Annotated in this window: 28 protein-coding genes; 19 read left to right on the top strand and 9 right to left on the bottom strand. The window is 58.0% G+C overall.

Annotation, left to right across the window (positions count from 1 at the left end; translation table 11 throughout):
* The first annotated feature begins 190 nt into the window (after positions 1-190).
* Complete coding sequence (locus tag J7447_RS06760) at positions 191-661, top strand: nuclear transport factor 2 family protein (RefSeq protein WP_022999458.1); 471 nt, start codon at positions 191-193, stop codon at positions 659-661.
* Positions 662-777: 116 nt separating this feature from the next.
* Here J7447_RS06760 and J7447_RS06755 read toward each other — a convergent pair whose 3' ends face one another.
* The 3 genes from J7447_RS06755 to J7447_RS06745 form a co-directional block, all read right to left on the bottom strand.
* Positions 778-1,488, bottom strand: coding sequence for a DNA helicase (locus J7447_RS06755; protein ID WP_209169134.1), 711 nt, complete (start codon positions 1,486-1,488; stop codon positions 778-780).
* A gap of 187 nt (positions 1,489-1,675) precedes the next feature.
* Positions 1,676-2,044, bottom strand: coding sequence for a DUF971 domain-containing protein (locus J7447_RS06750; protein ID WP_055656473.1), 369 nt, complete (start codon positions 2,042-2,044; stop codon positions 1,676-1,678).
* 75 nt (positions 2,045-2,119) lie between these two features.
* Positions 2,120-3,556, bottom strand: a complete 1,437-nt coding sequence (locus J7447_RS06745; RefSeq protein WP_209169133.1) for a deoxyribodipyrimidine photo-lyase — start codon at positions 3,554-3,556, stop codon at positions 2,120-2,122.
* A gap of 402 nt (positions 3,557-3,958) precedes the next feature.
* On the opposite strand from J7447_RS06745, the gene moaA reads away from it, so the two are divergent.
* Complete coding sequence (gene moaA / locus J7447_RS06740) at positions 3,959-4,948, top strand: GTP 3',8-cyclase MoaA (RefSeq protein WP_031268810.1); 990 nt, start codon at positions 3,959-3,961, stop codon at positions 4,946-4,948.
* A 61-nt stretch (positions 4,949-5,009) separates the two neighbouring features.
* On the opposite strand, the gene J7447_RS06735 is transcribed toward moaA, so the two are convergent.
* Together J7447_RS06735 and J7447_RS06730 are read right to left on the bottom strand one after the other, a co-directional pair.
* Positions 5,010-6,248 (bottom strand): multidrug effflux MFS transporter, encoded by a 1,239-nt coding sequence (locus J7447_RS06735; RefSeq protein ID WP_022999463.1) that lies wholly within the window; start codon positions 6,246-6,248, stop codon positions 5,010-5,012.
* Between the two features lie 356 nt (positions 6,249-6,604).
* Entirely contained in the window at positions 6,605-7,759 is a 1,155-nt protein-coding gene (locus J7447_RS06730) for an Mrp/NBP35 family ATP-binding protein (RefSeq protein WP_075283809.1), read from the bottom strand.
* A gap of 353 nt (positions 7,760-8,112) precedes the next feature.
* Between J7447_RS06730 and J7447_RS06725 the strand changes: the two genes are divergently transcribed.
* The 8 genes from J7447_RS06725 (at position 8,113) to glp (ending at position 14,768) form a co-directional block, all read left to right on the top strand.
* Entirely contained in the window at positions 8,113-8,793 is a 681-nt protein-coding gene (locus J7447_RS06725) for an SDR family oxidoreductase (RefSeq protein WP_209169132.1), read from the top strand.
* Between the two features lie 26 nt (positions 8,794-8,819).
* Positions 8,820-9,410: a GNAT family protein gene (locus J7447_RS06720; protein WP_209169131.1), complete on the top strand. Its 591-nt coding sequence runs from the start codon at positions 8,820-8,822 to the stop codon at positions 9,408-9,410.
* A gap of 204 nt (positions 9,411-9,614) precedes the next feature.
* The gene (locus J7447_RS06715) at positions 9,615-10,073 is read left to right on the top strand and encodes a BLUF domain-containing protein (protein WP_152506763.1); all 459 of its coding nucleotides are present in this window, start codon (positions 9,615-9,617) and stop codon (positions 10,071-10,073) included.
* A gap of 137 nt (positions 10,074-10,210) precedes the next feature.
* Entirely contained in the window at positions 10,211-11,380 is a 1,170-nt protein-coding gene (locus tag J7447_RS06710) for a benzoate/H(+) symporter BenE family transporter (RefSeq protein WP_209169130.1), read from the top strand.
* Between the two features lie 67 nt (positions 11,381-11,447).
* Complete coding sequence (fdhD, locus tag J7447_RS06705; protein ID WP_353653747.1) at positions 11,448-12,326, top strand: formate dehydrogenase accessory sulfurtransferase FdhD; 879 nt, start codon at positions 11,448-11,450, stop codon at positions 12,324-12,326.
* Positions 12,323-12,976 (top strand): molybdenum cofactor guanylyltransferase MobA, encoded by a 654-nt coding sequence (gene mobA / locus J7447_RS06700; protein ID WP_055653869.1) that lies wholly within the window; start codon positions 12,323-12,325, stop codon positions 12,974-12,976. The genes fdhD and mobA overlap by 4 nt, the downstream gene beginning before the upstream one ends.
* Complete coding sequence (gene mobB, locus J7447_RS06695) at positions 12,973-13,494, top strand: molybdopterin-guanine dinucleotide biosynthesis protein B (RefSeq protein WP_022999471.1); 522 nt, start codon at positions 12,973-12,975, stop codon at positions 13,492-13,494. Before mobA ends, mobB begins: the two co-directional genes overlap by 4 nt.
* Positions 13,491-14,768 (top strand): gephyrin-like molybdotransferase Glp, encoded by a 1,278-nt coding sequence (glp, locus tag J7447_RS06690; protein WP_209169128.1) that lies wholly within the window; start codon positions 13,491-13,493, stop codon positions 14,766-14,768. The genes mobB and glp overlap by 4 nt, the downstream gene beginning before the upstream one ends.
* Before the next feature lie 36 nt (positions 14,769-14,804).
* Here the strand turns inward: glp and J7447_RS06685 are convergent, their stop codons facing one another.
* On the bottom strand, positions 14,805-15,800 hold the full coding sequence (locus tag J7447_RS06685) for an MBL fold metallo-hydrolase (protein WP_228868521.1): 996 nt from the start codon (positions 15,798-15,800) through the stop codon (positions 14,805-14,807).
* 177 nt (positions 15,801-15,977) lie between these two features.
* On the opposite strand from J7447_RS06685, the gene J7447_RS06680 reads away from it, so the two are divergent.
* Positions 15,978-16,961 carry a LysR family transcriptional regulator gene (locus J7447_RS06680; protein ID WP_208984145.1) on the top strand — a complete coding sequence of 328 codons (984 nt, stop codon included), beginning with the start codon at positions 15,978-15,980 and terminating at the stop codon, positions 16,959-16,961.
* Between the two features lie 37 nt (positions 16,962-16,998).
* Here the strand turns inward: J7447_RS06680 and J7447_RS06675 are convergent, their stop codons facing one another.
* The gene (locus tag J7447_RS06675) at positions 16,999-17,640 is read right to left on the bottom strand and encodes a glutathione S-transferase family protein (protein WP_209169127.1); all 642 of its coding nucleotides are present in this window, start codon (positions 17,638-17,640) and stop codon (positions 16,999-17,001) included.
* 186 nt (positions 17,641-17,826) lie between these two features.
* Between J7447_RS06675 and J7447_RS06670 the strand changes: the two genes are divergently transcribed.
* The 5 genes from J7447_RS06670 (at position 17,827) to J7447_RS06650 (ending at position 22,312) form a co-directional block, all read left to right on the top strand.
* Positions 17,827-18,240: a hypothetical protein gene (locus J7447_RS06670; protein ID WP_209169126.1), complete on the top strand. Its 414-nt coding sequence runs from the start codon at positions 17,827-17,829 to the stop codon at positions 18,238-18,240.
* Positions 18,241-18,504: 264 nt separating this feature from the next.
* Entirely contained in the window at positions 18,505-19,281 is a 777-nt protein-coding gene (locus tag J7447_RS06665; RefSeq protein WP_209169125.1) for an ABC transporter substrate-binding protein, read from the top strand.
* A 129-nt stretch (positions 19,282-19,410) separates the two neighbouring features.
* Positions 19,411-20,124: an ABC transporter permease gene (locus J7447_RS06660; protein ID WP_031268816.1), complete on the top strand. Its 714-nt coding sequence runs from the start codon at positions 19,411-19,413 to the stop codon at positions 20,122-20,124.
* Positions 20,121-20,948 carry an ABC transporter permease gene (locus tag J7447_RS06655; RefSeq protein ID WP_209169124.1) on the top strand — a complete coding sequence of 276 codons (828 nt, stop codon included), beginning with the start codon at positions 20,121-20,123 and terminating at the stop codon, positions 20,946-20,948. Before J7447_RS06660 ends, J7447_RS06655 begins: the two co-directional genes overlap by 4 nt.
* 197 nt (positions 20,949-21,145) lie before the next feature.
* Complete coding sequence (locus tag J7447_RS06650) at positions 21,146-22,312, top strand: PLP-dependent aspartate aminotransferase family protein (RefSeq protein WP_209169123.1); 1,167 nt, start codon at positions 21,146-21,148, stop codon at positions 22,310-22,312.
* Between the two features lie 12 nt (positions 22,313-22,324).
* Here J7447_RS06650 and J7447_RS06645 read toward each other — a convergent pair whose 3' ends face one another.
* The gene (locus J7447_RS06645; protein ID WP_062488953.1) at positions 22,325-23,215 is read right to left on the bottom strand and encodes a LysR substrate-binding domain-containing protein; all 891 of its coding nucleotides are present in this window, start codon (positions 23,213-23,215) and stop codon (positions 22,325-22,327) included.
* 100 nt (positions 23,216-23,315) lie between these two features.
* Here J7447_RS06645 and J7447_RS06640 point away from each other — a divergent pair, with 100 nt between their 5' ends.
* From J7447_RS06640 to J7447_RS06630, 3 genes are all read left to right on the top strand, one after another.
* On the top strand, positions 23,316-23,468 hold the full coding sequence (locus J7447_RS06640) for a hypothetical protein (protein WP_022999482.1): 153 nt from the start codon (positions 23,316-23,318) through the stop codon (positions 23,466-23,468).
* 97 nt (positions 23,469-23,565) lie between these two features.
* Entirely contained in the window at positions 23,566-24,447 is an 882-nt protein-coding gene (locus J7447_RS06635) for an NAD(P)-dependent oxidoreductase (protein WP_022999483.1), read from the top strand.
* A 12-nt stretch (positions 24,448-24,459) separates the two neighbouring features.
* Entirely contained in the window at positions 24,460-25,170 is a 711-nt protein-coding gene (locus J7447_RS06630) for a DNA alkylation repair protein (RefSeq protein ID WP_209169122.1), read from the top strand.
* 35 nt (positions 25,171-25,205) lie between these two features.
* Here J7447_RS06630 and J7447_RS06625 read toward each other — a convergent pair whose 3' ends face one another.
* Complete coding sequence (locus tag J7447_RS06625) at positions 25,206-25,706, bottom strand: DUF302 domain-containing protein (protein WP_022999485.1); 501 nt, start codon at positions 25,704-25,706, stop codon at positions 25,206-25,208.
* Positions 25,707-25,803 lie beyond the last annotated feature (97 nt).

Here is a 25,803-nt window from a genome sequence, read left to right as displayed (position 1 = left end):
TAACACTGCGAGGCAAACCCATGTTCTCACCAAGACCTGCATATCCGCGCGGCTTCTATCTCTTCGGCGCACTTGTTGCCGGGGTACTTGTGATCACATCAGCCTTGACCCCGGCCCCCCAGCCGCTGGACGCCCGCCTTCATGCGGGGTTGGCCTCGTCTCCTCAAATTCAGACTCTGGAGCTAGCGCGATGACAGAACAGCGCCCCCCGCTGCCGCCTTTTACCCTTGAGACCGCCCGCCAGAAGGTGCGTGCTGCGGAAGACGGCTGGAACAGCCGGAACCCGGAGAAGGTCTCGCTAGCCTATACACCGGACACCATTTGGCGGAACCGGTCGGACTTTCCGGTTGGGCGGGAGCAAGTGGTGGAATTCCTCACCAGCAAATGGCAGAGGGAACAGGAGTACCGCCTGATCAAGGAACTGTGGACCTTTGCCGGCAACCGGATTGCGGTTCGCTTTGCCTACGAATGGCACGATGCGGCCGGACAATGGTACCGCTCCTACGGCAACGAGAATTGGGAGTTCGCACCCAATGGCCTGATGCATCGCCGATTTGCCAGCATCAATGATCTCGCCATTTCCGCGAATGATCGCAAGATGCACTGGCCTCAGGGCCCGCGCCCGGCAGACCATCCTGGCCTGAGTGAACTCGGACTTTAGCCAGCCACAACTCTAATTAGCCCGCGAAAGCCCGGAACGTTTCAAGACGTTCAAGCAACCGGTGCCCTGCGTTCAGCAGGACACCGACCGGTGATCCAAAAGACCGGAAGGGCAACTCAATGTCCGGACAGCATCATCTCGCCGTCGTGCAGGAAACAGCCCTTGTTGAAGTGCGATAGATCGACAGGATTGGTTGTGCGGATATCGGAGAACCCTGGCAGTGACCGGATCTCGGGATCAAAGCTTCTGTGGACCTGCGACAGGAAGACGAGCGTGATACGCCTCTTGTTCGCAAATTGTCTCAGCTGCTCGATCTGCGCACCGAGCGGAGGTTGCGAGCGATGCTGGTCCATGACCTGAAGATAATCGATGACGGCAATGGAGCCCGGCACAGCATCAGCCAGCGTCTCTTCAATCTTCTCGGCGCAGACGTTTTCGGAAAGCCTAATCCGGAACGCTCCCGATTTTTCCGGATCGCGGTATCCGCTGGCGGATAGCTTCATACGAACATCGCGATAAGAACATTCTGACGAAAAGAACACGGACGTTCGACCGGCCTGGGCCGCTTCTGCAAGCAACTCGAGCCCCAGCACTGTTTTGCCGTGTCCGGGCCGCGCCCCAAGGATGACCATATCGCCGGGTTCAAGCGCTGACAAAAGCCTGACCGATGGGCCTTGGTCGCGCACAGCAGACGCGAGATGGCTCCAGCTTCTGAAACCTTCGCGAACAGCAATTGCGTCCAATGCGCGGCTCAACGCGATGGATTTGTTGCGGGCGAGTGTTCGGGCTTCACGCTTCAGGCGGAAAACGGGTGCAGTGAGTTTCATGGTGCGACCTCCAGATCGCGTGCATCAGCCGCAGTCCCTCCTTATGCGAACGCACGATCGTCTGGTTGCCAGTATGAAACGACCCTGCAGTTCGGCTGCTGCTCCTGATGGAGGGGGATGGCTTGGGTCGAGCCACGCCCTTTATAGCTGATTCCAGCTGGCTTCAGCCAGCCCGGCCTGCTCTCAATCAACGATCCCGTGTCAGGCCCTTGTCCGCCAGTTCCTGCAGGTAGACACCCCAGTGTGCTTCCGGATCTCTGCCTAGCTCGAGGAAATACGTCCAGGTAAAAATCCCGGAGTTATGCATGTCGTCAAAATGGATACGGACAGCATAGTTGCCGACAGGTTCGATCTTCATGATCTCGACGTTGCGTTTGCCGGGCACGGTCTGCTTCTGGGAAGGATTGTGGCCCTTCACTTCCGCCGAAGGTGAACACACCCGGAGATATTCGGCAGACAATTCGTGCCGCTCACCCGTGTTGAAAGCAACAGTCAGGCTCTTCTTGTCTTTCGATACGCGTAGTTCCGTCGGCCAGGGAGCAGTCGGGTCGGTCATCTCCGGGTCCTTTGATTCCACCCGGCACATGTCGCCGGGACTTGCGCGCGGACGATACCGGTAGCACCGGCACCGTCAAGCGGCGTCTTGTCCCGCCTGCTTCACCGCTTCATAGCCGTCAAGCGCTGCCTTGCGTGCCTTGGCATGGTCGACCAGCGGTTTCGGATAGGTCTCGCCAAGCGTGATACCGGCCTTTTTCAGGGTTTCGGCCGGAGCATCAAACGGCGCAAAGAGATAGTGCGTGTCCAGATCGCGCAGCTCTGGAACCCATTTGCGGATATACACACCTTCCGGATCGAATTTTTCTCCCTGGGTAATCGGGTTGAAGACCCGAAAATAGGGAGCAGCATCAGCGCCTGATCCTGCGACCCACTGCCAGCTTGCGGAATTGTTGGCAAGGTCCGCATCCACCAGCGTGTCCCGAAACCAGGCCTCGCCATGGTGCCAATGAATACGCAGATGCTTGATCAGGAAACTCGCCACGATCATGCGCACCCGGTTGTGCATGTATCCGGTTTGCCAGAGTTCGCGCATGCCGGCGTCGACTATCGGATATCCCGTTTGTCCTTTCTGCCACTTCTCCAACGCGTCGCCCGGCTCCTGCCAGGGATAGGAATCAAAGGTTGAACGCCAGTTGTCCGACGGCAATTTCGGAAAATGGTAGAGCAAGTGGTACGCAAATTCCCGCCAGGCAATCTCGGACAGGAATTTCATACCGTCACCGGCAACCGACGATTTCCGGTCCATTACCTTCTGCGTTGCATGCCAGATCTGTCGGGGTGAGATTTCGCCGAAGTGGAGATGCGGCGACAAGCGCGACACATTCGGAAGATCCGGGCGATTGCGCAATGTGCCATAGCCCTTCAAGCCTTCCTCGAAGAAGCCGTCCAGCCGCTCCGCAGCACCGGCTTCACCGGGCTGCCAGCAATCCTCCCATCCCTTTGCCCAGTTCGGTTTCGTGGGCAAGAGGTCAAAGCTCTCAAGCGTTTCACCGCCATCGTAGTCCGCAAATTCCAGCTTCTCCGGTGCTGGCAAGGCGTCATCGATGGTCTTTTGCTGAGCTGCCTTCCAGAACGGCGAATACACCTTGAAGGGGCCGCCGGATTTTGTCTCCAGTTCCCAGGGTTCGAACAAGAGGGACGCCTTGAAGCTTTTGACCTCAAACCCGTCTTCTTTCAGCACCTTCTTGAGATCGGTGTCCCGCTCGATTGCATGTGGTTCGTAGCATCGATTCCAGAAGACGGCCTCGGCCTCGACTTCCTTTGCAAGCTGTGGGATCAGGTGTCTCGCGCTCCCCCGCAGGAAGATCAGACCCGGCAGATCCGCCTTCAAGGACGCCAGGCTGTGATGCAGCCACCAGAGGCTTGCCCCGCCAAGCGGGTGCGTTTCACCGGCCTGCTCTGATGGTTCAAGGATGAAGACCGGAAGGACACGTCCCTTGCGGGCCGCCTCGAACAGGGCCGGATTGTCTTTAATGCGCAAATCCTGTCGAAACCAAACAAGTGTTGTCATGCTGCTCCTGCCGCTTGCTACAGCTCAGATACGCCGCAAAACACAATCGGATCAATGGTGTGCCGGATTTTTTGGCTCCAATTCCGGGAGAGCGGCAAGTAAAGTGGAGCTCCTAGGATTGTGACCGGACCAAGCACTCGTCAGTGGGCGCTTCGATGCGGGTTCCTGGTCGCGCAGGCGAGCGAATTCCGGCATCTTTCCAATTGATTTGACAAGAGTACACTCACGAGTTTACCTGATGCCGTAAACCGGACATTTGCAGTCCGGTTTCAATTGATCTTGCCCGCATCGACGCCATATGATCTGGATAAGATAAAAATCGAGGGAGAGCGAAACGTGACAGACGGCAAGATTGTGGTCCCGGCACAAGCGGCAATCGGAACAGCGGAATCACATGGTCCGATGATCGACCCGTTCGGCCGCGCCGTCACCTACCTTCGCGTGTCCGTGACCGATCGTTGCGATTTCCGTTGCGTGTATTGCATGGCGGAAGACATGACCTTCCTGCCCAAACGCGAAGTGCTCAGCCTTGAAGAGCTCGACCGCCTGTGCACTGCCTTCATCGAAAAAGGCGTCCGTAAACTGCGCCTGACCGGCGGTGAGCCGCTGGTCCGCAAGAATATCATGAGCCTTATCCGCAGCCTTGGCCGGCATCTGGACAGTGGCGCTCTGGAAGAGTTGACCCTGACCACCAACGGCTCGCAGCTCGCCCGCTACGCGCAGGAACTCTACGATTGCGGCGTGCGCCGGATCAATGTGTCGATCGATACGCTCGATCCGCAGAAATTCAAGGCAGTCACCCGCTGGGGCGACCTTGGCAAGGTCATGGACGGGATCCGCGCAGCGACTGCCGCAGGCCTCCAGATCAAGATCAATATGGTTGCTCTCAAGGACGTCAACGAGCATGAGATCGTGACGATGCTTGAGTGGTGTCATGAGCATGGTCACGACCTGACCCTGATCGAGACCATGCCACTTGGCGAGATCGACGGCGACCGCACGGACCAGTATCTGCCACTTTCGACCGTGCGTGCGCGCCTGGGCGAGCAATTCACATTGACGGACATCCCCTACAAGACCGGCGGACCCGCCCGGTATGTGACTATCGAGGAAACCGGTGGTCGTCTCGGCTTTATCACGCCGATGACGCATAACTTCTGTGAAAGCTGCAACCGGGTGCGCGTCACCTGCACCGGCCAGCTATACATGTGCCTTGGTCAGGAAGACATGTCGGATCTTCGCGCGCCTCTGCGCGCTTCGGAAGGCAACGACCTTCTGAACGATGCGATTGATGAGGCCATCGGACGGAAGCCAAAAGGGCATGATTTCGTGATTGACCGGAACCGCAACCAGCCTGCAGTTTCCCGGCACATGAGCGTCACCGGCGGTTAAACAGCCAAACCTTCAGTTACCCATGCAACAGCAAGTTCAGCGACCTTGAAAGCCGGAAAAACTATTCTGCCGGAACGAGGTCGGCGCGCGTGGTGTAGAACCTGATGCAGACGGTCGCGATCAGGCTGCACCCGATGCCCAGTCCCATCATCAGGATCATGCCCCAGGGCGAGGAGGCCAGCAGGCCATCGGCATACAGCGAGGCGACAATGGATCCGGCCAGCGCGCCCATGGCGACCTGAAGTGACGCCGTCAGGCCGGAAGCAGCTCCCGTCAACTCAGGCCGTACACTGACAGCACCGGACAATGCACTTGGCAGGCAGACACCATTGCCGAGACCAAGAAGGAACATCGGCAGGAAGAGGCTGGGTGCGCTCAACGCTCCGAAATAGGCAAACCCGGAGATTATCGCCACGCAGACAACGCCGATGAGAGTGCCGGACAGTATCATCCGAAACAGGCCAACTCGCTCGGCAAACCGGCCGGAGATGAAGTTTCCAGCGATATAACCGAGCGCCACGAACATGAAGTAGAACCCCATTTCCTGCGCACTCAGGGACAGGAGATCGGCGGCGATAAAGGGAGCCCCTCCCAGATAGGCGAAGTAGGCAAGCGCGTTGGACGCCGCTGTCAGACTGTAGCTCCAGTAGAGCGGCTCACGGCAGAGGGTCGCGTAGGATTTCAGGATCTGCCGCCCACCGGCCGCTTTTCGGTTCAGGTGCGTTTCAGGCAGAAGCGCAATGCTTGCCCACAGAACCGCCACTCCGAACATCAGCAGCAGCACAAACCCGCCCTGCCAGCCATAGTATTGATCCAGAATTCCGCCGATTGCTGGTGCCACTGTCGGCATCACCGCCATGCCCATGGTGACATAGCCGATCATGCTGGCCGCCTGCTTGGGGCTGTAGAGATCACGCAGGATCGCACGGCCAAGGACCATTCCCGTACAGCCACCGGCTGCCTGAAGAACCCGGGCGGCGATCAAGGCTTCGATTGTTTGTGCAAACAGACAGAACACGCTGCCGATTACGAACAAAGCCATGCCGAGAATGATTACCGGCCGGCGGCCGAACTGATCCGACAAGGGTCCCCAGAACAACTGGGAAACCGCAACCGCGATGAAATAAGCGGACATCGACAGCTGAATCTCGCCCGCGGTTGCGGAAAAGACCACCATCATTCCTGCCAGAGACGGCAGGTATATCTGCATGGCAAGCGGGCTGACCGATGAAATCGCTACAAGCACCGCCAGGGATGGTTTGGCATCGGTGCTGGAAGTCTGAGTTCGGCTGGTGAGCATGCCCGGGAAGGAACCTTTTGGTTTTCACCCTCGCGGGCGATATATTCATGTTCGAATATATATTGGCCGCGTGATCCGGGCGTGAAAACCTGAATTGTTACAGGCCCAACATCGAAAGACGGCAGAAAACGCTAATTTTTCTCCCCATTGGCTTTGAAATTGTTTCAACTTTGCAAGCTTGACCCGAGCCTTCGCAACGGGTGGAAACTGCTGCATTTCACGGATAAATCTGCGATCACCACCACCAGTCCTGCAGCCAGCTAAACCCGGACGAAAAAAGGCCACAGCTCTCGCCGTGGCCAAAACTTGTCTCGTCGCCTAATCAGGAATTACCCAGGGATCGACACTGCCCTGTATCAATCGAAGACGATGTTGGGGGCCGCTCGTGTGGGTTCCGCGCTCTCCCGATCAATGCTGTCGAGTACCTTGGCGGCAATGTCCTTGTAGATGCCTGCGACCGAGCCTTCAGGATCGGACACCACCACCGGTGTTCCGGCATCAGAGGTTTCACGGATCTTCATCGTCAAGGGAACTTCGCCCAGGAACGGAACCTTCAGCCGGTCCGCTTCCGCGCGCGCTCCGCCATGGCCGAAGATATCATGGCGACCACCGCAATCGGGGCACAGGAAGTAGCTCATGTTCTCGACAATCCCCAGCACGGGAACATCGACACGCTTGAACATGTTGAGGCCCTTGCGGGCATCGATCAGGGCAAGGTCCTGCGGTGTCGACACGATCACGGCTCCGGCCAGCGGCACTTGCTGAGCCATGGTGAGCTGGGCGTCGCCGGTTCCCGGAGGCATGTCGACCACAAGGACGTCAAGTTCGCCCCAGGCCACTTCGCGCAGCATCTGGGTAAGCGCGGAAATCACCATCGGCCCACGCCAGATCATTGGCGTTTCCTCTTCCACCATGAAGCCCATGGACATCACCTTGATGCCATAGCCTTCCATTGGCTTGAGCATCCTGCCCGACAAAGCTTCCGGCCTGCCGGAAACATTGAACAGCCGCGGCACCGAGGGCCCGTAGATATCAGCATCCAGGACGCCGACCTTCTTTCCGAGGGAGGCCATCGCCAAGGCAAGGTTCGCCGTGGTGGTGGATTTGCCAACACCGCCCTTGCCGGACGCAACCGCGACAATGTGCTTGATGCCCGGCACGCCCGGTTTTGCAGGCGCCTGCTCTTCCGCAGGTCGCCGAGGCTGTTGGGGGGCTGGTTTGGGAGCTGATTGTGGTGCCGCATTGCGAGCGCCGCCCGCCGCTCGTTCGGCAGTCAGCGCGACCATCACGGTTTCGACGCCATCCACTTCCTTGACCACCTTTTCAGCGGCCTGGCGCAGAGGCTCAAGCTCCTGTGCGCGTTCTGCAGGAACGGTGATGGAAAAAACAACACGGCCATCGGACACAAACACGTCCGAGACAAGGCCCAACGAGACGATATCGCCCTCAAGGTCTGGTCCCTTGATCTGCCTCAGTCGTTCCATGACTGCGCTTTTTATGGTGTCGGTCATCTTTCGGTCCTGTTTCGTACACCGGCCACTGTGTTCAACCGGCTATTTCCGGTGCGAACTCTAGTTCGCCGCTCCATTCAGGCAACCTGCCAAAATGAAGCACGGCGCGTTCCGGTTTCAGACCGCGAGTCATAGAAGGGGTGAAAATCCGACACAAGCCCTGTGCAGCTGAAAGCAGCAAGCTTCAGAAGCTTTCATAACCAAGGAATTGGCCATGGTTGCTGCTGGATCTCCCGATTGTTACCCCTCCTAATAGGGAGACAATGTTTTCGTTGAACAGCCAGATGGCCCGGTTAATTTGTTGCGGCCTACACAGCGTCCTTCCCAAGACATTCCAGCTTCAGGAATTTGACATGCCAACCTGCCTCATCACCGCAGCCAATCGCGGGATCGGTTATGAACTTGCCCGCGCAGCACTGGACAGTGGCTGGACCGTTTACGGCTCCGTCCGCACGCAGCAGTCCGCTGACGAGACAGCGGAACGGCTCGGCAAAGATTTTCATCCGCTGGTTTTCGATGTGAGAGACCATGCCGCCGTTCGCGCGGTCGCCGGCGACCTCGACACCCCGCTGAACCTTTTGATCAACAACGCGGGCATCATCAGTCCGGAACGTCAAAGCGCACTCGATATGGATTTCGAGGGTTTTGCCGAAACCCTGGCCGTCAACACACTTGCACCTTTGGCGGTCTCACAAGCTTTCCTGCCTCATTTGCGCCGGTCGGGATCCGGTCGAATCCTGACCATCTCCAGCCAGATGGCCTGGATGGGATACCGGAAGTCGGACACCCTCGCCTACCGAGCCTCCAAGGCGGCAGTGAACAAGGTCATGCAGGGGCTGGCGACCGATCTGGAATCCGAAGGCATTCCGGTCGCGCTGATAGACCCGGGCTGGGTGCGTACAGACATGGGCGGCCAGTTGGCAGACAATGACCCGGTGGATGTGGCGCGGGGCGTTCTGAAGATTGCCGGTTCCCTGTCTGTTACCGATACCGGAAAGTTCTTCAAATGGAGCGGTGAAGAGCGCCCGTTCTGACCTGCCAATTCGACTGGAGACACATGATGGCCTGGCCTCTCCCCGTAACCCTGAAGGGCAGTACCGGCACACTTGCGCCCTTGAGCCTATCCCACGCCGCCGATCTGTCTGAAGCTGCCGCCGACGGCGAACTGTGGAAGCTTTGGTATACCAGCGTCCCGAAGCCGGATGCCGTTCGGGCGGAAATTGAAAGACGGCTGTCGCTTCAGGAAGCCGGCTCAATGCTTCCGTTCGCCGTGTTGACACCAACCGGCAAAGCCGTCGGCATGACCACCTATATGAACATCGATGCGGCCAACAAGCGCGTCGAAATCGGTTCGACCTGGTATCGCAAGGCCGTGCAGCGCACTCGCCTCAACACGGAATGCAAACGCATGCTGCTGGCACATGCGTTTGGGGAACTGGACTGCATCGCGGTCGAATTCCGGACGCACTTCATGAATCACCAAAGCCGTGCCGCCATCGAAAGGCTAGGTGCCAAACTGGATGGTGTTCTGCGATCCCACCAGCGCTCGCCCAACGGAGCGCTCAGGGATACGGCGGTTTATTCGATTCTTCCTCACGAGTGGCCTGCCGTAAGAGCCAGTCTGGATTTCAAGCTCGAAGCCGGTGCCTGACCTCCTTATCCACACAAAGATGTGCGCACGTTGTTTTGCACAGTTTTCTTGTTCTGTTCACCGGACCGCAAAGCACACTTTTGCGGAGGACTTGGCGACGCTTCGGTAACACGAAAAACTCTTCTTCGTATTTGATTCAAATTTTAAGCAAATGTGAGGAATTGAAGCGCAGGCTGGTTTCATCGGCAAAAGGATGGACACGCCATGGAACTTTACCGCGCCTGCTACCGAAGCAAGATCAACTGGGGCAAGATGCGTCTGCCCCTGCCCGACGAAATCGACAAGACGTTGCTGCGTATTCGGCGGATCAACAGAAAGGCCGGCGTAACCGGTGCGCTTCTGCTGGTCGATCAGCACATCATCCAGGTTCTGGAAGGCCTGACCGGCCCGGTGCTTGATACCGTCTATTGCGTGATGAACGATCCGCGTCTTGAAGCTATCGAGGGCATCATTCACGAACCGGCGGATTTCCGGCTGTTCCCGAATTCGCTGATGTTCTTCCGGGATCTGACCGATGGACTGGCCGCTTCCAAGCACGACGTGCTGCGCCCTCTGCTTGACCATCCTGCCGACGTAACGCGGGAAGAAGCCTACCGGGCGTTCGGACATTTCGCGCAGGAACTTCAGGAAGGCCGCCTGACCAACGACATGTTGATGATCTGAGCCGCTCCGGGTTTTCTGCCGCGGAGCCCCAGCTCATCACATGTTTCGCAAAATTATCCGGTCCGTGGCCGCAAGGTCCTAGTCCGATTGCCAGGCATGCCGATATTGTGCGCCCTTGTTAACTGGGGGATTGCATCATGTCAGGCAGGTTCGCCGGCCTTCAGCCGGTATCAGCCGGCTTTCTTGCCGCCATTGTCGGCTTTGCAAGTTCATTCGCTATCGTCATTCAAGGGCTGACAGCAGCCGGCGCTTCCCCAGCCGAAGCAACCAGCGGCCTGATGGCACTGTCCATTTCCATGGGCCTTTGCGCGATCGTTGCCTCCCTCGCCACGAAGATCCCCGTCAGCATCGCGTGGTCGACACCCGGTGCCGCGCTCCTTGCGACAGCCGGCCCGCTCGAAGGAGGCTTTTCGGCAGCCGTTGGTGCTTTTCTGGTTTGTGGCGCGCTTATCGTACTCGCGGGCCTGATCAAGCCTTTCGGACGGGCGGTCGCAGCCATTCCGGCACCACTTGCCAACGCGATGCTGGCAGGTGTCCTGTTCGGACTGTGCCTTGCGCCGGTAAGAGCCGTCGCAGAACTGCCTTACAGCGCACTAGCCATCATTGCCGTCTGGGCGATTGCCCTGCGCTTTTTCAGGCTCTTCGCGGTTCCCCTTGCCATGGTCATGACATTCGCGATCGGCCTTTCGAGCAGCGGCCCGATCGACCTGAGCAACGTCCAGCCGATCACCGAACCAGTCTGGATCGCACCCTCGTTTTCCCTGGAAGCATTGATCAGTATCGCGCTGCCGCTCTTCATCGTGACGATGGCGTCCCAGAACATCCCTGGCGTCGCCGTGCTGTCCGCCTATGGCTACCGCCCCAAAAGCGGTCCGCTTTTCACTCTCTCCGGCGTCTTCAGTGTGTTGTCCGCCCCATTCGGCGGACATGCGGTCAACCTTGCCGCCATCACGGCAGCAATGTGCGCGGGTGAAGATGCGCACAAGGATCCGGCAAAGCGTTACTGGGCAGCCGTGACCGCAGGTGCGGTCTACATCCTTTTCGGCCTATTCGCAGGGTTTGTGATGGCCTTTGTTGCGGCCACGCCGACTATCCTGATCGAAGCCGTTGCTGGATTGGCCCTGCTGGGTGCTTTTGCCTTTTCCATCAGCGAAGCCACAAAGGCTCCCGCGGACAGGGACAGTGCCATCATTACCTTCATGGTGACGGCTTCCGGGGTTAGTTTCCTGGGTGTTTCGGGTGCATTCTGGGGACTGCTGGCCGGCGGTGCCTTCATGGCACTTTCGCGAACCAAAACGGCAAAGTAACACCTTGCCCCGCGGCAATCGCGTCCCATAGTGTTGAGACAATCGAAGCAAATGGAGTCGTTTGCCTGTGTCAGGCTCATATGTGCTGCAACCCGACCCGGAAGATTCGCGTCTTTCGACGTCCGTAACCGGTATCGATCAGGACGGACAGCCGGTCGAAACGCGTGTCGTGACGGAAAAACCCCTGACCCTCTACCTGAATTCTCAGGAAGTGGTCACCATGATGACCATTGGCGATCATCCGGACCTTCTCGCCGTCGGTTATCTGAAAAACCAGAACATGCTGGCCGAGGACGATGTCATCACCGGCATCGACCATGACGACGATCTGGATGTTGTGGTGGTTCGCACCGAGCGCGAAACCAATTTCGAGGAAAAGCTGAAGAAGAAGGTGCGCACCTCCGGCTGCGCCCAGGGCACGGTGTTCGGCGATGTCATGGACGGCTTCGATACCGTTCAACTCGCTGAGGACGCCCGTCTCAACACTTCATGGCTCTATGCGCTGACCAAAACCATCAACACAACACCTTCCCTCTATCTCGAGGCGGGGGCGATCCATGGCTGTGTTCTGTGCCAGAAAGACCGTGCGCTGGTCTACATGGAAGATGTCGGCCGCCACAATGCGGTCGACAAGATCGCAGGTTGGATGGTCCTGAACGACATCCCCGCGCACGACAAGATCTTCTATACCACTGGCAGACTGACCTCTGAAATGGTCATCAAGACCGTGATGATGGGCATTCCGATCCTCGTGTCACGCTCGGGGTTTACCGCCTGGGGCGTCGAACTCGCACGCAAGGCCGGCCTTACGCTGATCGGCCGCGCACGCGGCAAGCGGTTCGTTGCCTTGTCCGGTCACGACAGGATCGTGTTCGACATGTCCGCAAGCGACGTGGAAGACGAGCCGGATACGGCCCGCCGAAAAGGGAGCGTCCCGGCAGAATGACCAGACACAAGAAGACCCTTGAGAGCAGCAAGGTGCTTGGTTGCGTACTTGCCGGCGGCCAATCCCGCAGAATGGGCGGCGGCGACAAGAGCCTGATGGATCTTGGCGGCAAGACGATGCTTGATATGATCCTCGCCCGTCTGAAACCGCAGCTGCACGATATAATCCTGAACGCCAATGGTGACCCTGACCGGTTTGCGCGCTTTCAGCTGCCTGTTGCCGCTGATCCGGTAGGCGATTTCGCAGGACCGCTGGCAGGTGTCCTGGCCGGCATGACTTATGCTCACAACGAACGACCGGATATCAGCCATGTGATTTCGGTAGCCGGTGACACGCCGTTTTTCCCTACCAGCCTTGTCAGCCGGTTCTGTGCTGCAGTCCCCGGTGACAGACCGGTCATTGCCCTCGCCTCCTCTGCGGACAAGCTCCACCCTGTCTTCGGTCTTTGGCCTGTCAGCCTGAAAGCGGATCTCGAGGACTGGCTGCAATCCGGCAAGACAGGCAAGGTGCTTGCCTTTGTCGACTGTTACGACAGTGTCGAAGTCGCCTTCGATGCGGATCCCGACAGTGGGTTGGACCCCTTTTTCAATGCCAACAAACCTGATGACCTTTCGACTGTCAGAGACGCGCTGAGCTTACATTCCAGATGACCACCACCCCTGTATTCGGCATCACCGGCTGGAAGAATTCCGGCAAGACACAACTCGTGGCGAGCCTCGTGGCCGAGTTCACCGCGCGGGGCCTGAAGGTTTCGACCGTAAAGCATGCACATCACGGCTTCGATATCGACAAGCCGGGCACGGACAGTTTCCGGCACCGCGAAGCAGGTGCAGTGGAAGTAGCACTGGTGTCCGGACGCCGCTGGGCCTTGATGCATGAACTGAAAGAGGAAGACGAGCCGCCGCTGGAAGACGTTCTGGAGCGGCTTGCCCCCTGCGACCTGATCCTGATCGAAGGCTACAAGAGCGAACCTCATCCGAAGATCGAGGCACGCAGAACCGAGGCAAGCGAACGCGGGCCCCTTGCCGTTTCCGATCCGAATATTCTGGCCATCGCAACCGATCACGATTTGCCGGACGAGGTGTTGCCGGTGTTTCATCTGGACGACATTGCCGCCATGGCGAATTTCATCGAGACCCATCTCGGGCTGAAAAGGTCGACAACATGACCGGCAAACAGCTTCTGGATGACTGCTTCCTGCACGACAAGGACCGCCTGCGCCACCACGAGGCGCTGGAGATCCTGAAACAGCGGCTGCATTGCATTGCCGAGACCGAAACCGTACCCCTGCAGGATGCCGCCGAACGCTTCCTTGCAGATACGGTGACCGCTCCCCGCAACGTGCCACTGGCCGACAATTCGGCCGTTGACGGTTACGCCTTCCGCAACGCCGATTTCGAGGAAGCCGGAGGTTTCTTCCGTCTGGAACAGAGGATAGCTGCAGGGCACGCGAGCAACGCCGATCTTGGCCCATGGGCAGCAGCCCGGATCTTTACTGGAGCGGTGATGCCACCCGGTGCGGATACGGTCGCCATGCAGGAAGATTGTGAAACGCACCAGCAGGATGGGCAGGACTTCGTGATCGTGCCGCAAGGCCTGAAAACGGGTGCCAACCGCCGTAAGGCGGGAGAAGACGTGGCGGAGGGAACGACGCTGCTGAGCCCCGGTCAGCGCTTGCGCCCGCAAGATATCGCGGCAATCGCGTCCACCGGACAGGCAGACGTTTCCGTTTACCGGAAACTGAAGGTGGCCCTAGTGTCGACAGGCGACGAGCTGCGCCGGCCTGGCGATCTCATCACGCTCGGAGACGTTTACGATTCCAACCACTTTCTGCTGCGCAGCCTGTGCGCAACGCTGCCTGTCGAGATCGACGATCTGGGCATTCTGAAAGATGACGCCGACGCCCTTGAAGAGGTGCTTTCGACGGCAGCAGCCAGCCATGACGTGATCCTGACCACCGGCGGAGCAAGCCGCGGCGAGGAAGATCACATGCTCAAGGTTCTGGACAAGATCGGAACACGCCACATGTGGCAGCTTGCTATCAAGCCTGGCCGCCCGATGATGTTCGGAAATATCGGATCCTGCGTTGTCCTCGGACTGCCGGGAAACCCTGTTGCCGCGATGGTCTGTTTTCTGCTTTACGCACGGCCGGTCTTCAGCGTTCTTGGCGGAGGTGCCTTTCTGGAGCCGCAGGCCTTTCAGGTTCCGGCAGCCTTCGAAGTTCCCAAGAAAAAGCCGGACCGCCGAGAGTTCTACCGTGCCTATCTGAAGCCTCGTCCAGACGGATCACTTGCAGCGCATAAATTCCAGCGCGACGGCTCCGGCCTGATCACTGGCCTGCGCGAGGCCGACGGTCTTATCGAAATACCTGAAGACGTGACCTCGATCCGCAAGGGTGAGCTGGTGTCCTTCCTGCCCTTCTCCGGGTTCGGACTGCGCTGACCCGGCTGCGTTGCCGGGCCAGAAAGAGTTTCTTCGTTAGTAGGCGTAGGGCCAGTTGGCCGGGACGAAGCGGTAACCCTCGCCGTCCTTTGCAACACGGCCCATACCGGGAAACGGAATATGCGCGCCTGCAAAGAACAACTTGTCGGCGGCGGCCTGGTCCAGGAATGTCTTGCGTGTCGACACTGCCTGCCCGGGATCAATGTCGAACCCGATACCCCAGTCCGGCCGGTTGAACTGATAGACGGCCATATGGACGATATCGCCCGCAATCACGAGGGTTTCGCCGTTGCTGTCGAACAGATAGCCGGTATGCCCAGGCGTGTGGCCCGGAAGAGCCATCGGCCGGATGCCGGACAGGATTTCCTTGTCGCCGGAAATCAGGGTCTGGCTGTCCTTGTAGGCATCGGCAGCCTTGCGTGCACCGAGGAAGAACGGTTTGAACTGCTCGGGAGCGCCGTTCATTGCCGCATCATCGAACCAGAAAGCCTTGTCCACCTCCGGGAGGATCAGTTCCGCATTCTTGAACACCTTGTTGCCGTCACCATCGATCACGCCGAAGAGGTGGTCCGGATGCATGTGGGTGATCAACAGCGCGTCCACCTGATCGGGCGCTACACCTGCGGCTGCCAAGGCATCCGGCAGACGCCCCATGGTCGGGCCCAGAGCATCCGCAGTGCCGGCATCGACAAGGATCAGCCGGTCACCGGTGTTGACGAGGTAGGCATTGACGGGAATACGCAATGCCTCACCTTCAACCATGGCTGCATCTCTCAGGCGCTGCCCTTCTGATGCGTCGTAGCCGATCACCAGTTCCGGCGTGACATCGAGATAGCCGTCGAGCAAGGCGGTGATTTCAAGATCGCCGACCTTGTAGCGGAGTGCACCTGCCATCGGCTTTCCAGCCTGATCGACAGCGGCCTCTGCGGGTGCGGACAGAAAGGTGACACCACCGGCAGCGGCGAGCGCCCCTGCCCCGGCTGCCGCACCGAGCAGCGAACGTCTGGAAACGGAAATCTGTGAAGTGGTCATAATTGGCCTCCCGGCTCGACCTGATGGAAAACTTTGACGCTCGAACCGTTGGATCGGTCCGGCAGTCCTAAAAGTGTTTCATTGGCTTTGTTTTTAAAGCGGCCAATATCTTATATTACTCATAACCCGTGCTTATGTATGAGATCGCTCCTCACTCGCTCTCCAACTGGGGCCGCCATGGACAAGCTTTCCTCCCTTTCCGGCTTTGTGCAGGCTGTCAATCTCGGCAGCTTCTCTGCAGCAGCAAAGCTCCTCGGCATCTCGCAACCTGCGGTCAGCCAGCAGGTTCGAGCGCTTGAAGACGATCTGGGCATCAGACTGCTGAACCGGACCACACGTCAACTCAGCCTGACGGAAGCCGGGGAACGCTATTATGCCTATGCAAGGGATATTCTGGAGCGCCTCGATGAGGCCGACCGCTCGGTTCAGAGCGAGGAGGCCCAGATGTCCGGCCCACTATCGGTGGGGCTGCCTCTTGGTTTCGCGGAAACCATCCTTTCGGACTTCCTGATCCGCTTCAAGAAGGATCACCCCGGCATCTTGCTGGATGTGTCGTTGTCCGACCAGTTTGTCGATGTCATCCAGCAACGGCTCGATGTGGCAATCCGCATGGGTGAGATCGAGGATGACCGGCTGATTGTTCGAAGGCTCGGGCTTGCTCAGCGCTGCCTGGTGGCATCACCAGACTATCTGGATAAACGTGGACGCCCTGTCCATCCCGACGAGCTGCCCGATCACGATTACTTGCTTTACAAGAACATCGCGACCGGGAACCGGGTTCCGTTCATCAGTCCGATCGGTGAAAAGCTGTCTATCAAGATCACGCCGACAATGCTGGTCAACAACTCTTCGACCCTGCGCCGTGCGGCACTCGCCGGTCTCGGAATTGCGCTCTCCAATCGCTGGCTTATCGAGCCGTACCTGCGAACGGGAGACCTGGAAGTGGTGCTGCCACAATGGCAATACCCGCCGCACCCGGTCCATGCGGTCTATCCTTCCAATCGCTTCATTCCGCTGAAAGTGCGCCGGTTCGTCGACAGCCTTTATAGCTTTTTCGAAGACGAAGGCGCGTTCCAGTACGCCGGCAAGCCTGATTCAGGCAGCCGTGATTTTCAGCAACGTGAGGACACTGCGTTGGCCAGCGACGCGGTTACGGCCTGATGGCCGCCCGGCGGCTGGCGCCGGGCTGACAGGAACCTCACTCGGAATCGACGACCCAGGTTTCCTTGAGTGCGGCCTCTTCCCAGACTTTCCAGGCCTCGGTTGCCTTCATGGCTTCGCTGTATTTGCTCACCACAGGGTCGTTGGATAGCTGGTAGGTCTCGAAACGGCTGACGACGGGTGCATACATGGCGTCGGCAATCGTGAAATCGCCAAACAGGAAAGGACCGCCTGATGATGCCAGGCATTCTTTCCAGACGGTCACGATGCGGTTGACCTCACCCTTAACCGCGTCGCTGACGGCTTTTGCCGCCACAGGGCGCTGCATGTTCATGGAACATTCGCTGCGAAGAGCGGTAAAACCGGAATGCATCTCCGCCGAGATTGACCGTGCCCAGGCGCGTTTGGCCTTGTCCTTTGGCCACAGGCCTTTATCCGGAAAACAGTCGGCGACATATTCCAGGATCGCCAGGCTGTCCCACACCGTCAGGGTGCCATCCTTGAGAACCGGTACTTTTCTGCTTGGTGAAAATGCCGCGAATTCCGGATTTCCATTTTCGAAATCGAAAGGAACCAGGGTCTCCCGGAAGGGAATATCCTTGTGCCTGAGAGCGATCCACGGCCTGAAAGACCAGGAGGAGTAGTTCTTGTTTCCGATGAAAAGTTCGTAGTCCGACATTGCTGGGCCCTTTTCCGAAACCCGGCAGAAATAACCATGTGTCACCGGGTAGTCTTTTCCTAGGAAGTTCGGCTTCCAGCTTCAAATTCAATAAGTTCATGAGATTCATCAGGGTTTTTAATATCCCCTCTCGGCACAATTTTTGCTTGCATATTTGACAATGCTTGCAGCCAGAAAGAGGATCCGATGACATCTGCTCTGCCGCCCACGCCTTCCGTGTCACCGCACTCCGCCAAGGCGCCCCAAAAGCAGCCAAGCGAAACCGAAAGCCGGTTTCTGCAATTCCGCAGCATCCTTGCGGAACAATATGCAGAGTGGCGTGAACTGCCTGAAGAAGAGCGAATTCGGCACAAGTATCTTGAAGATCATGGGCTGACCGAACTCGGTCTGGACAACCTTTCCCCCAGAAACAGGGCTGTTCACGAAGAAAAGATCGCCGAATTGACCAAGCAGCCGGTTGTCTCGCCGACACCCTATCGTGGAGCAGATGCAGGCGATGCGCTTTCCCGCCCGGTGATTACCCTGCAATCCGTTCTCGACGTTCACGACGCTTCCCAGGAAGCTGAAGCAGCAGAGGCAACAGCCGACTCAAAGGCCTGATTTCTGCCCTTCGGCCGACATTTGGTTCAGGGCGGCATGCTTCTACAGCACGAAGAAAAGGCCTCAGGGAACAGTCAGGTTTCCACAATGACTTGACGCTTCCCCAACGACATGCCGGAAAAATTGAAAATTCGGCGAAATCACGCTGTGTTTTTTTCGTAGGCATGCTTGAAATTTGAACCGAAGTGTATGGAATAGAGCGCTCGGGCAAGAAGGCGGGACGAACCCGCTTGCGCCGCGAAGAAGATATTAGGGGAACAAAATATGCGTGTATTGCGTATGGCTGCGGCCGCAGTAGCAGTACTGGCTGCCGTGAGTGGCGCTGAGGCGAAAGACTGGTCAAAGGTGCGTATCGGCACCGAAGGCGCTTATCCTCCGTTCAACTCCCTGACCGCAGACGGCCAGCTGATAGGTTTCGACATCGATATTGCCAAGGCACTCTGCGAAGAAATGAAAGTCGAGTGCGAGTTCGTTACCCAGGACTGGGACGGCATGATCCCCGCCCTGCAGGCCGGCAAGTTCGACGCCGTGATCGCTTCCATGTCGATCACCGAAGAGCGCAAGGAAAAGGTCGACTTCACCAACAAGTACTACAATACCCCACCGGCAATTGCCGTGCCGAAGGATTCCGCTCTGACCGGTACGTCGGATGAAGACCTCAAGAGTGTCGCACTTGGTGCACAGTCCTCCACCACCCACTCCAACTATGCTGAAGAAAAGCTGCCGTCCGCAGACCTGAAGCTTTATCCGACGCCGGATGAATACAAGCTCGACGTTGCCAGCGGCCGTGTCGATGCCGTCATTGACGACGTTGTGGTTCTGTCCGATTGGCTGGCGACCGATGACGGTGCCTGCTGCAAGCTGCTGGGCACCCTGACGCCGGATCCGGTGATCAACGGTGAAGGCGCCGGCATTGCCATCCGCAAGGACGACGGCGAGTTGAAGGAAATGTTCAACAAGGCCATCGAAGGCATCCTGGCGAACGGCAAGTACAAGGAAATCAACGACAAGTACTTCACGTTCGACGTTTACGGCGGCTGATTAGCCCCCAGTTGATCGCATTCCGGTGCAGCGCGCCCAGTGCGCTGCACCACCTGCAGGGAAAAATCCCGCAGTACGGCCGGAGGGGCGGCCGGAATAACAACGACAAACAGAAAGAAGCGCCGGCTTATGAATGAAGCTTTGACGCTACTCTCCTTCGGACCAGAGGGTTGGGGAGACGAAATTGCCTGGGGCGTGGTTGTAACCGTCTGCCTGGCAATAGTGACTTTGCCGTTCGGATTGTTTCTGGGATTTCTGATTGCGCTTGCGAAAAAGTCATCGGAACCCAGCTTGCGCCTGGCGGCCAATATCTACACCACTCTTTTCCGGGGCTTGCCGGAACTGCTGACCTTGTTCCTGGTCTACTTCGGCCTACAGATCGCGATACAGGTCTTGCTGAAGATGGCCGGTTTCGACTTCTATTTTGAAGTCAATTCGTTTGTCGCCGGTGTCATCGCACTGTCCTTCGTCTTTTCTTCCTACGCTTCCGAAGCGTTTCTTTCCGCCTTTCGCGGGATCCCGCAGGGACAATACGAAGGCGGATATGCGCTTGGACTGTCGAAAGGCAAAACCCTTCGACTGGTGGTACTGCCGCAATTGATCCGGCTCGCACTGCCCGCACTTGGAAACAGCTGGCTCGTCCTTCTCAAGGACACCTCGCTCGTTTCGGTGGTTGGCTTGTCTGACGTCATGCGCCAGTCCGGGATCGCCGCAAGGGTGACCAAGGAACCCTTCATGTTCTTTGGTATTGCCTGCCTGATCTACCTGGTCCTGGCAATGATATCGTCCACCGGTCTCGTGCGTATCGAGCGCTGGAGCAAACGCGGAGATACGGCACGATGATCTCCGCTAACCCCGCCACTGGCCTGAAACGGCCGCCCGCACCGCCCCGGGGCTGGACCAAGACGCGAATTCTAGGCCATGTCCTCATGGCGCTCTGGATCGTCTCCGGTGCCTGGCTGCTCTACTATCTGGCGATAAACGTCGCCAGTCCTTTCGTGCTGAAGTATTGGCCCGAGTACCTCAGCGGTTTTCTGGTTACCCTTCAGATCGTCGGCCTGTCGTTGCTGATAGGTGCGGTGCTGAGCGTGCCCATCGCAGCTGCACGGGCGTCGAAATGGTGGCTTTTATCGAAGCCTGCCTATTGCTTCGTCTATTTCTTCCGCGGCACACCGCTGCTGGCACAGACCTTCCTCGTCTACTATGGCGCAGGCACCTTTCAGGCACAGCTGGAGGCAGTCGGCCTGTGGGGTCTTTTCCGGGAAGCCTGGTTCTGCGTGATCTTCGCGTTTTCACTGAACACCTCCGCGTATCAGGCCGAGATCCTGCGCGGTGCCATTCAAAACGTGCCCAGAGGTCAGTGGGAAGGGGCTGCTGCTCTCGGCCTCAACAAGCAGATTACCTTCTTCAAGATCATCCTGCCGCAGGCACTGATCGTTGCCCTGCGGCCCTATGGCAACGAGATCATTCTCATGCTCAAGGGTTCCGCCATTGCGGCAATCGTGACGGTGTTCGATCTGTTTGGAGAAACCAGACGGGCCTACTCGAGATCGTATGATTTCCAGGCCTACATCTGGGCAGCGGTGATCTATCTGTTCCTGGTAGAGATGCTGCGCCGCGTGTGGGACAAAATCGAAGCACGCCTGACGCGGCACCTGATACGCTGAGCAGACTTTCAGAGTTCGAATTAATTGGGCCGGACTTTCCAAGTTCCGGCCCGTTTTTCTGTTACCTGTCCCGCGTTCGCCTTCTCGATATGCCTTTGGAGGCAAGTCGGCACCGCTCTCCCAAATGGATTGATTTCATTTGATTATCGAAGCGGACGGCGATAACCCGAAGGGACCCCCATTCACGGAGCTCTCCCATGCCGAAAACGCCCTCCATTGCCCATGGCCTACACCTCGACAGCCTGCTGGCCCATGGTGGTGGCGGTTTTGATGCGGCAACAGGCGCCGTCGTGCCGCCGATACAGACTGCTACCACATTCGTGCGTGACGAAACCTATGAGCTGGTCAACCCGGGTCATATCTACAGCCGTGACGACAATGCGCTTTTCAAGAAGACCGAAAAACTGATCGCCGCTCTTGAAGGGGGAGAAGACAGCCGGCTGTTTGCATCCGGCATGGCTGCTGTCGCCGCCGTCGCCCGCATCGTCAAGCCAGGCGGCACACTGCTTGCCCAGTCCGGCATTTACTGGGGGACCACGTTGTTCCTGCGCAAGATGTGTGCACGCAACAACATTGCCCTCGTAGAAGCTGATGCAAGCGACCTTCAGTCCTTCCTGGACGAGATAGCCGTCACTCGCCCGGATCTTGTCTGGCTTGAAGTGCCCAGCAATCCGTTCTTGAAGGTCGCCGACATCAAGAACATCGCCAACCAGTGCAAACAGGCGGACGCCCTGCTTGCCGTCGATGCGACCGCCGCAACACCGCTGATCCTCAAGCCTCTGTCGCTCGGAGCAGACCTGGTGATGCATTCGGCGACCAAGGCCCTCAACGGTCATTCAGACCTTCTGGGTGGCGTCGTCACAACCGACAATGCCGGCAGCGAAGCCTGGGCGTTTCTGACCGAGGAACGCAAGTTGGCCGGCGCCGTGCTCGGTTCGTTCGAAACCTGGCTTTTGCTCCGGGGCCTCAGGACACTTGCCTTGCGTGTGGAGCGCATGAACAGATCGGCACAGGTTTTCGCGGAACACTTCGAAAAACACCCGAAAGTGGAAGCGGTGCTTTATCCCGGCGTCAAGAGCCACCCTCATCACGAACTTGCAAAAAGCCAGATGACCGGCGGTTTTGGCTCGCTCATGTCCATTCAGGTCAAGGGCGACAAAACGGCCGCCTTGAATGTCACCGGTGCGCTTGACCTGTTCCAGCGAGCAACCTCCCTCGGCGGCACCGAGAGTCTTGTCGAGCATCGTTTCACCATCGAGGGCGAAGGCTCCGGCATTCCGGAGAACCTGTTGAGGCTGTCCATCGGCATCGAGCATTGCGACGACCTGATTGCGGACATGGAGCAGGCCCTCACTGCGATCTGACGTCTGCCCAGGCTAATCGGAGAGTTGTTCGGCGCGCATGGCCCTGAGCCAGCTCATGAAGGCCTTGAGGGGTGGACGGTTGACACCGGGGCGGGTCACCAGATGGTATCCCGTCCCCGGATAAACGCCGTCTTCAAATAGGACCCTCAGGTTACCCGCCTCGATTTCAGGTTCGACAAAGGTCTTGGCGGTGGCCGAAATACCATCGCCCCGCCGCAACCCTTCCAGCACCATATAGCCGGGCAAATGGGTGATGTTGAGCTTGCCCTTGGGCACGACGCCCTGGCGCTCCAGCCAGATGGTCAATTCGTTGGTGCCGTATTCCTGCAACCAGGGAAACTCCAGAAGATCTTCAGGGCTTTCGATCTTCTTGTCTCCGATCAAGCAATTGGCACCGATCACCGCAAAATTCGTCGGGATGAACAGTTCCGATTCAAGCCCAGTCCAGTTGCCCTTGCCGAAGCGGATCGCCAGGTCGACGCCGCCAGGTCTGAGTTCAACCACTTCGGCCGTCGGATTGAGCATCAGTTCGATGTCGGGATGCTTGTGCCGGAAATCGCTGATCCGCGGCATCAGCCAACTTATTGCAAAGGACGGCGTCATGGTGATGTTGAGCGGACGGACCAGATCTTCCCGCGTCAATTCATCGACTGTCTCCCTGATGATTTCAAAGCCTTCGCTCAGACCTTCGAAGAGCTGCTTGCCTTCAGGGGTTAATGCAATGCCCCTGCCCTCACGGACAATCAGTTTCAACCCCAGAAACTGCTCCAGAGCCTTGACCTGTTGACTGACGGCCGCGTGAGTGACGTTCAATTCTCTTCCCGCGGCCGAGAGACTGCAGGTCTCGGCAACGGCAGTGAAGGTTCTCAGACTGTTGAGGGATGGGAGAGATCGCCAATCCATATGTAATTTCACCTTACATTTTGAAAATCTTCCTGACTAGCACCAGCAGCCGTAAACAGCCACATTACTCTTACACAACGCAGCGAGAGGATGTAAGCATATGTTTGATATTTACGCACGTAGCTTCCTGGAAGCAACCCGGTTCTCCAGCAACACCCGTCCGGATCCGCGCACCCAGCGGCACCTGGACGCCCAGTCGGCGAAGCGGGAACGTCATTTGCGGCTCTGGCAGCGCGGGCCCTATTGGATCTAAGCTGACAGCACGAGGCAAATGGCCTAAAACCATGATGAACCAGTTCAATTAAAGGCCCGGCTCGTACCGGGCCTTCGCATGCGAAGGGAGCGTCGTCATGGCAAAGGTTGCATTTATCGGTCTGGGCGTCATGGGATATCCGATGGCCGGATACCTGAAAACCAAAGGTGGGCACGACGTCACGGTCTATAACCGCACGACTGCGAAGGCCGAGAAATGGGCTGCCGAATATGGCGGCAACTTCGCCAAGACCCCGAAGGAAGCAGCTGAAGGTTGCGACTTCGTCTTTTCCTGCGTCGGAAACGACGACGATCTGCGCTCCGTGACGACCGGCGAAGATGGTGCCTTTCATGGATTGAAAGAAGGCGCGATTTTTGTCGACAACACCACCGCGTCTGCCGAAGTTGCCCGTGAGCTTTATGCAGCGGCCAAGGACAAGGGCTGCGGCTTCATCGATGCTCCGGTTTCCGGTGGCCAGGCAGGTGCCGAAAACGGCGTCCTGACAGTAATGTGCGGCGGAGATCAGGATGCTTTCGACAAGGCCAAGCCGGTCATCGAATGCTTCGCAAAATTCGTCGGTCTGATGGGAGAAAGCGGCGCAGGGCAATTGACCAAGATGGTCAACCAGATCTGCATTGCCGGCCTGGTGCAGGGCCTTTCCGAAGCCATCCACTTTGCCAAGAAAGCGGATCTCGACGTCGCAAAGGTCATCTCCGCAATTAAAGGCGGGGCTGCCCAATCCTGGCAGATGGAAAACCGGTGGGAGACCATGAATGCCGGCAAGTTCGACTATGGCTTTGCGGTCGACTGGATGCGCAAGGATCTCGGCATCTGCCTGAAGACCGCAAATGATACCGGTGCCCGCCTGCCTGTTACGGCGCTAGTCGATCAGTTCTATGCCGAAGTTCAGGCCATGGGCGGCAAACGTTGGGATACGTCCAGCCTGATTGCCCGCCTGGAAAATGCTGACAAGTCATAAACGGGCACCCATATGCCCCAAGTCCCGGACACGACCTTCACGCTTGAAAACGTATTGAACGATCTGCGTGAAGCGGGAACGGAGCCGAACCGTGCTGGAATGGCGCGGTTCGGCATCGAAACAGATCGGGCCTTCGGCGTTCCACTCTCTGTGCTGCGTCCGTTGGCCAGATCCATAGGCCCCTCACCGGACCTTGCCCGGGAACTCTGGGCCAGCGGCTTTCACGAAGCGCGGCTCTTGGCAATCCTTCTGACCCCACCCAGGCACCTGGCACCCGAGCTCGCCCTTAAATGGCTGAACGACATCAATTCCTGGGATCTGTGCGATCAGCTCATGAATGTTCTGGCCCGTCGTGCCGGTTCAAATGAACTGGTTCCAGCACTTGCCGCAGACGAACGCGAATTCGTCCGGCGGGCCGCCTTTGCACTGATCGCCTGGCGCGCCGTCCACGCCAAGACAGCGCCCGAATCCGAGTTTCTGGACGACTTTCCCTTGATCCGCGCTGCTGCCACGGACGAGCGAAACTTTGTCTGGAAAGCGGTGCACTGGGCCCTCCGCCAGATTGGCAAACGCTCCTTGCCTCTGCATGGCGCCGCACTCGCGCTTGCCGAAGACCTGGCAGCATCCGAAAATCGGACAGCCCGCAAGGTCGGCAATGCGGCTGCCCGGGAGCTTTCGTCCGAGAAGGTTCTGAACCGCCTCAACAAGGCTGCGGACATCTAGTCAAATGTTGCTGTCGATCTATTATCGACTGCCGCTTACTGACCTGCCGCTTCCTTGGCGATGGCATCCAGCAAGGCATTCACTTCACCGATAGCCGCCTTGGATTCCTCAGAGCCTGTTTCGCCGAGATGACGATATCCGACTGTTACGGTGCCAGGCTGGTCCGGAGTTTCGTAGACGAATACCGAATAGGGGCAATAGGCGATGTTCGCAGCGTCAGCCTCCATCACCTTGCGCGAGAGATTGGCAGAGCAGAACAACATGGCCTGCGCCTTGACGAAGATCTGCTTCTGACCACCGACATCTTGTGATGTGCGGTCCAGCATGTCGCCTATGTGTGAGACGTAATCGATGACCAGGCCATGATTGACGATGGCATTTTCAACATCGAAACGCACATCATCAAAGGCCGCTGAAACCTGGTAGGCGGTAACGCCTTCCGGAATTGTCTGGGCGCTGACGGCTCCGGTGCCGCAAGCTGCGAGGCCCACAAAAGCAATTGCGATCCGAAACGGCTTCCTGAAACTTTCAAACATGCGACGTCCTCCCGAGCATGAAGACCAGAATACTCCGCTCTTCATGCCCGCGCCATTGATACATCGCAAATTTTGAATATTTCCTCGACTATCTCCG

This window comes from Labrenzia sp. R5_0 (assembly GCF_017743835.1).
Lineage (GTDB): Bacteria > Pseudomonadota > Alphaproteobacteria > Rhizobiales > Stappiaceae > Roseibium > Roseibium algicola.
Note: the sequence above shows the minus strand (reverse complement) of the source record. Positions and strands in the feature narration are given on the sequence as shown.

Coding starts and splice junctions, on each gene's coding strand:
- glp (WP_209169128.1), top strand. CDS start 13,491: ATGACCGGCAAACAGCTTCTGGATGACTGCTTCCTGCACGACAAGGAC.
- J7447_RS06635 (WP_022999483.1), top strand. CDS start 23,566: ATGGCAAAGGTTGCATTTATCGGTCTGGGCGTCATGGGATATCCGATG.
- J7447_RS06755 (WP_209169134.1), bottom strand. CDS start 1,488: ATGAAACTCACTGCACCCGTTTTCCGCCTGAAGCGTGAAGCCCGAACA.
- J7447_RS06650 (WP_209169123.1), top strand. CDS start 21,146: ATGCCGAAAACGCCCTCCATTGCCCATGGCCTACACCTCGACAGCCTG.
- J7447_RS06660 (WP_031268816.1), top strand. CDS start 19,411: ATGAATGAAGCTTTGACGCTACTCTCCTTCGGACCAGAGGGTTGGGGA.
- J7447_RS06630 (WP_209169122.1), top strand. CDS start 24,460: ATGCCCCAAGTCCCGGACACGACCTTCACGCTTGAAAACGTATTGAAC.
- J7447_RS06735 (WP_022999463.1), bottom strand. CDS start 6,248: ATGCTCACCAGCCGAACTCAGACTTCCAGCACCGATGCCAAACCATCC.
- J7447_RS06645 (WP_062488953.1), bottom strand. CDS start 23,215: ATGGATTGGCGATCTCTCCCATCCCTCAACAGTCTGAGAACCTTCACT.
- J7447_RS06710 (WP_209169130.1), top strand. CDS start 10,211: ATGTCAGGCAGGTTCGCCGGCCTTCAGCCGGTATCAGCCGGCTTTCTT.
- J7447_RS06760 (WP_022999458.1), top strand. CDS start 191: ATGACAGAACAGCGCCCCCCGCTGCCGCCTTTTACCCTTGAGACCGCC.
- J7447_RS06675 (WP_209169127.1), bottom strand. CDS start 17,640: ATGTCGGACTACGAACTTTTCATCGGAAACAAGAACTACTCCTCCTGG.
- J7447_RS06715 (WP_152506763.1), top strand. CDS start 9,615: ATGGAACTTTACCGCGCCTGCTACCGAAGCAAGATCAACTGGGGCAAG.
- J7447_RS06640 (WP_022999482.1), top strand. CDS start 23,316: ATGTTTGATATTTACGCACGTAGCTTCCTGGAAGCAACCCGGTTCTCC.
- J7447_RS06665 (WP_209169125.1), top strand. CDS start 18,505: ATGCGTGTATTGCGTATGGCTGCGGCCGCAGTAGCAGTACTGGCTGCC.
- J7447_RS06730 (WP_075283809.1), bottom strand. CDS start 7,759: ATGACCGACACCATAAAAAGCGCAGTCATGGAACGACTGAGGCAGATC.
- J7447_RS06750 (WP_055656473.1), bottom strand. CDS start 2,044: ATGACCGACCCGACTGCTCCCTGGCCGACGGAACTACGCGTATCGAAA.
- J7447_RS06680 (WP_208984145.1), top strand. CDS start 15,978: ATGGACAAGCTTTCCTCCCTTTCCGGCTTTGTGCAGGCTGTCAATCTC.
- J7447_RS06625 (WP_022999485.1), bottom strand. CDS start 25,706: ATGTTTGAAAGTTTCAGGAAGCCGTTTCGGATCGCAATTGCTTTTGTG.
- moaA (WP_031268810.1), top strand. CDS start 3,959: ATGATCGACCCGTTCGGCCGCGCCGTCACCTACCTTCGCGTGTCCGTG.
- J7447_RS06725 (WP_209169132.1), top strand. CDS start 8,113: ATGCCAACCTGCCTCATCACCGCAGCCAATCGCGGGATCGGTTATGAA.
- J7447_RS06720 (WP_209169131.1), top strand. CDS start 8,820: ATGGCCTGGCCTCTCCCCGTAACCCTGAAGGGCAGTACCGGCACACTT.
- J7447_RS06655 (WP_209169124.1), top strand. CDS start 20,121: ATGATCTCCGCTAACCCCGCCACTGGCCTGAAACGGCCGCCCGCACCG.
- mobB (WP_022999471.1), top strand. CDS start 12,973: ATGACCACCACCCCTGTATTCGGCATCACCGGCTGGAAGAATTCCGGC.
- mobA (WP_055653869.1), top strand. CDS start 12,323: ATGACCAGACACAAGAAGACCCTTGAGAGCAGCAAGGTGCTTGGTTGC.
- J7447_RS06685 (WP_228868521.1), bottom strand. CDS start 15,800: ATGACCACTTCACAGATTTCCGTTTCCAGACGTTCGCTGCTCGGTGCG.
- J7447_RS06670 (WP_209169126.1), top strand. CDS start 17,827: ATGACATCTGCTCTGCCGCCCACGCCTTCCGTGTCACCGCACTCCGCC.
- J7447_RS06745 (WP_209169133.1), bottom strand. CDS start 3,556: ATGACAACACTTGTTTGGTTTCGACAGGATTTGCGCATTAAAGACAAT.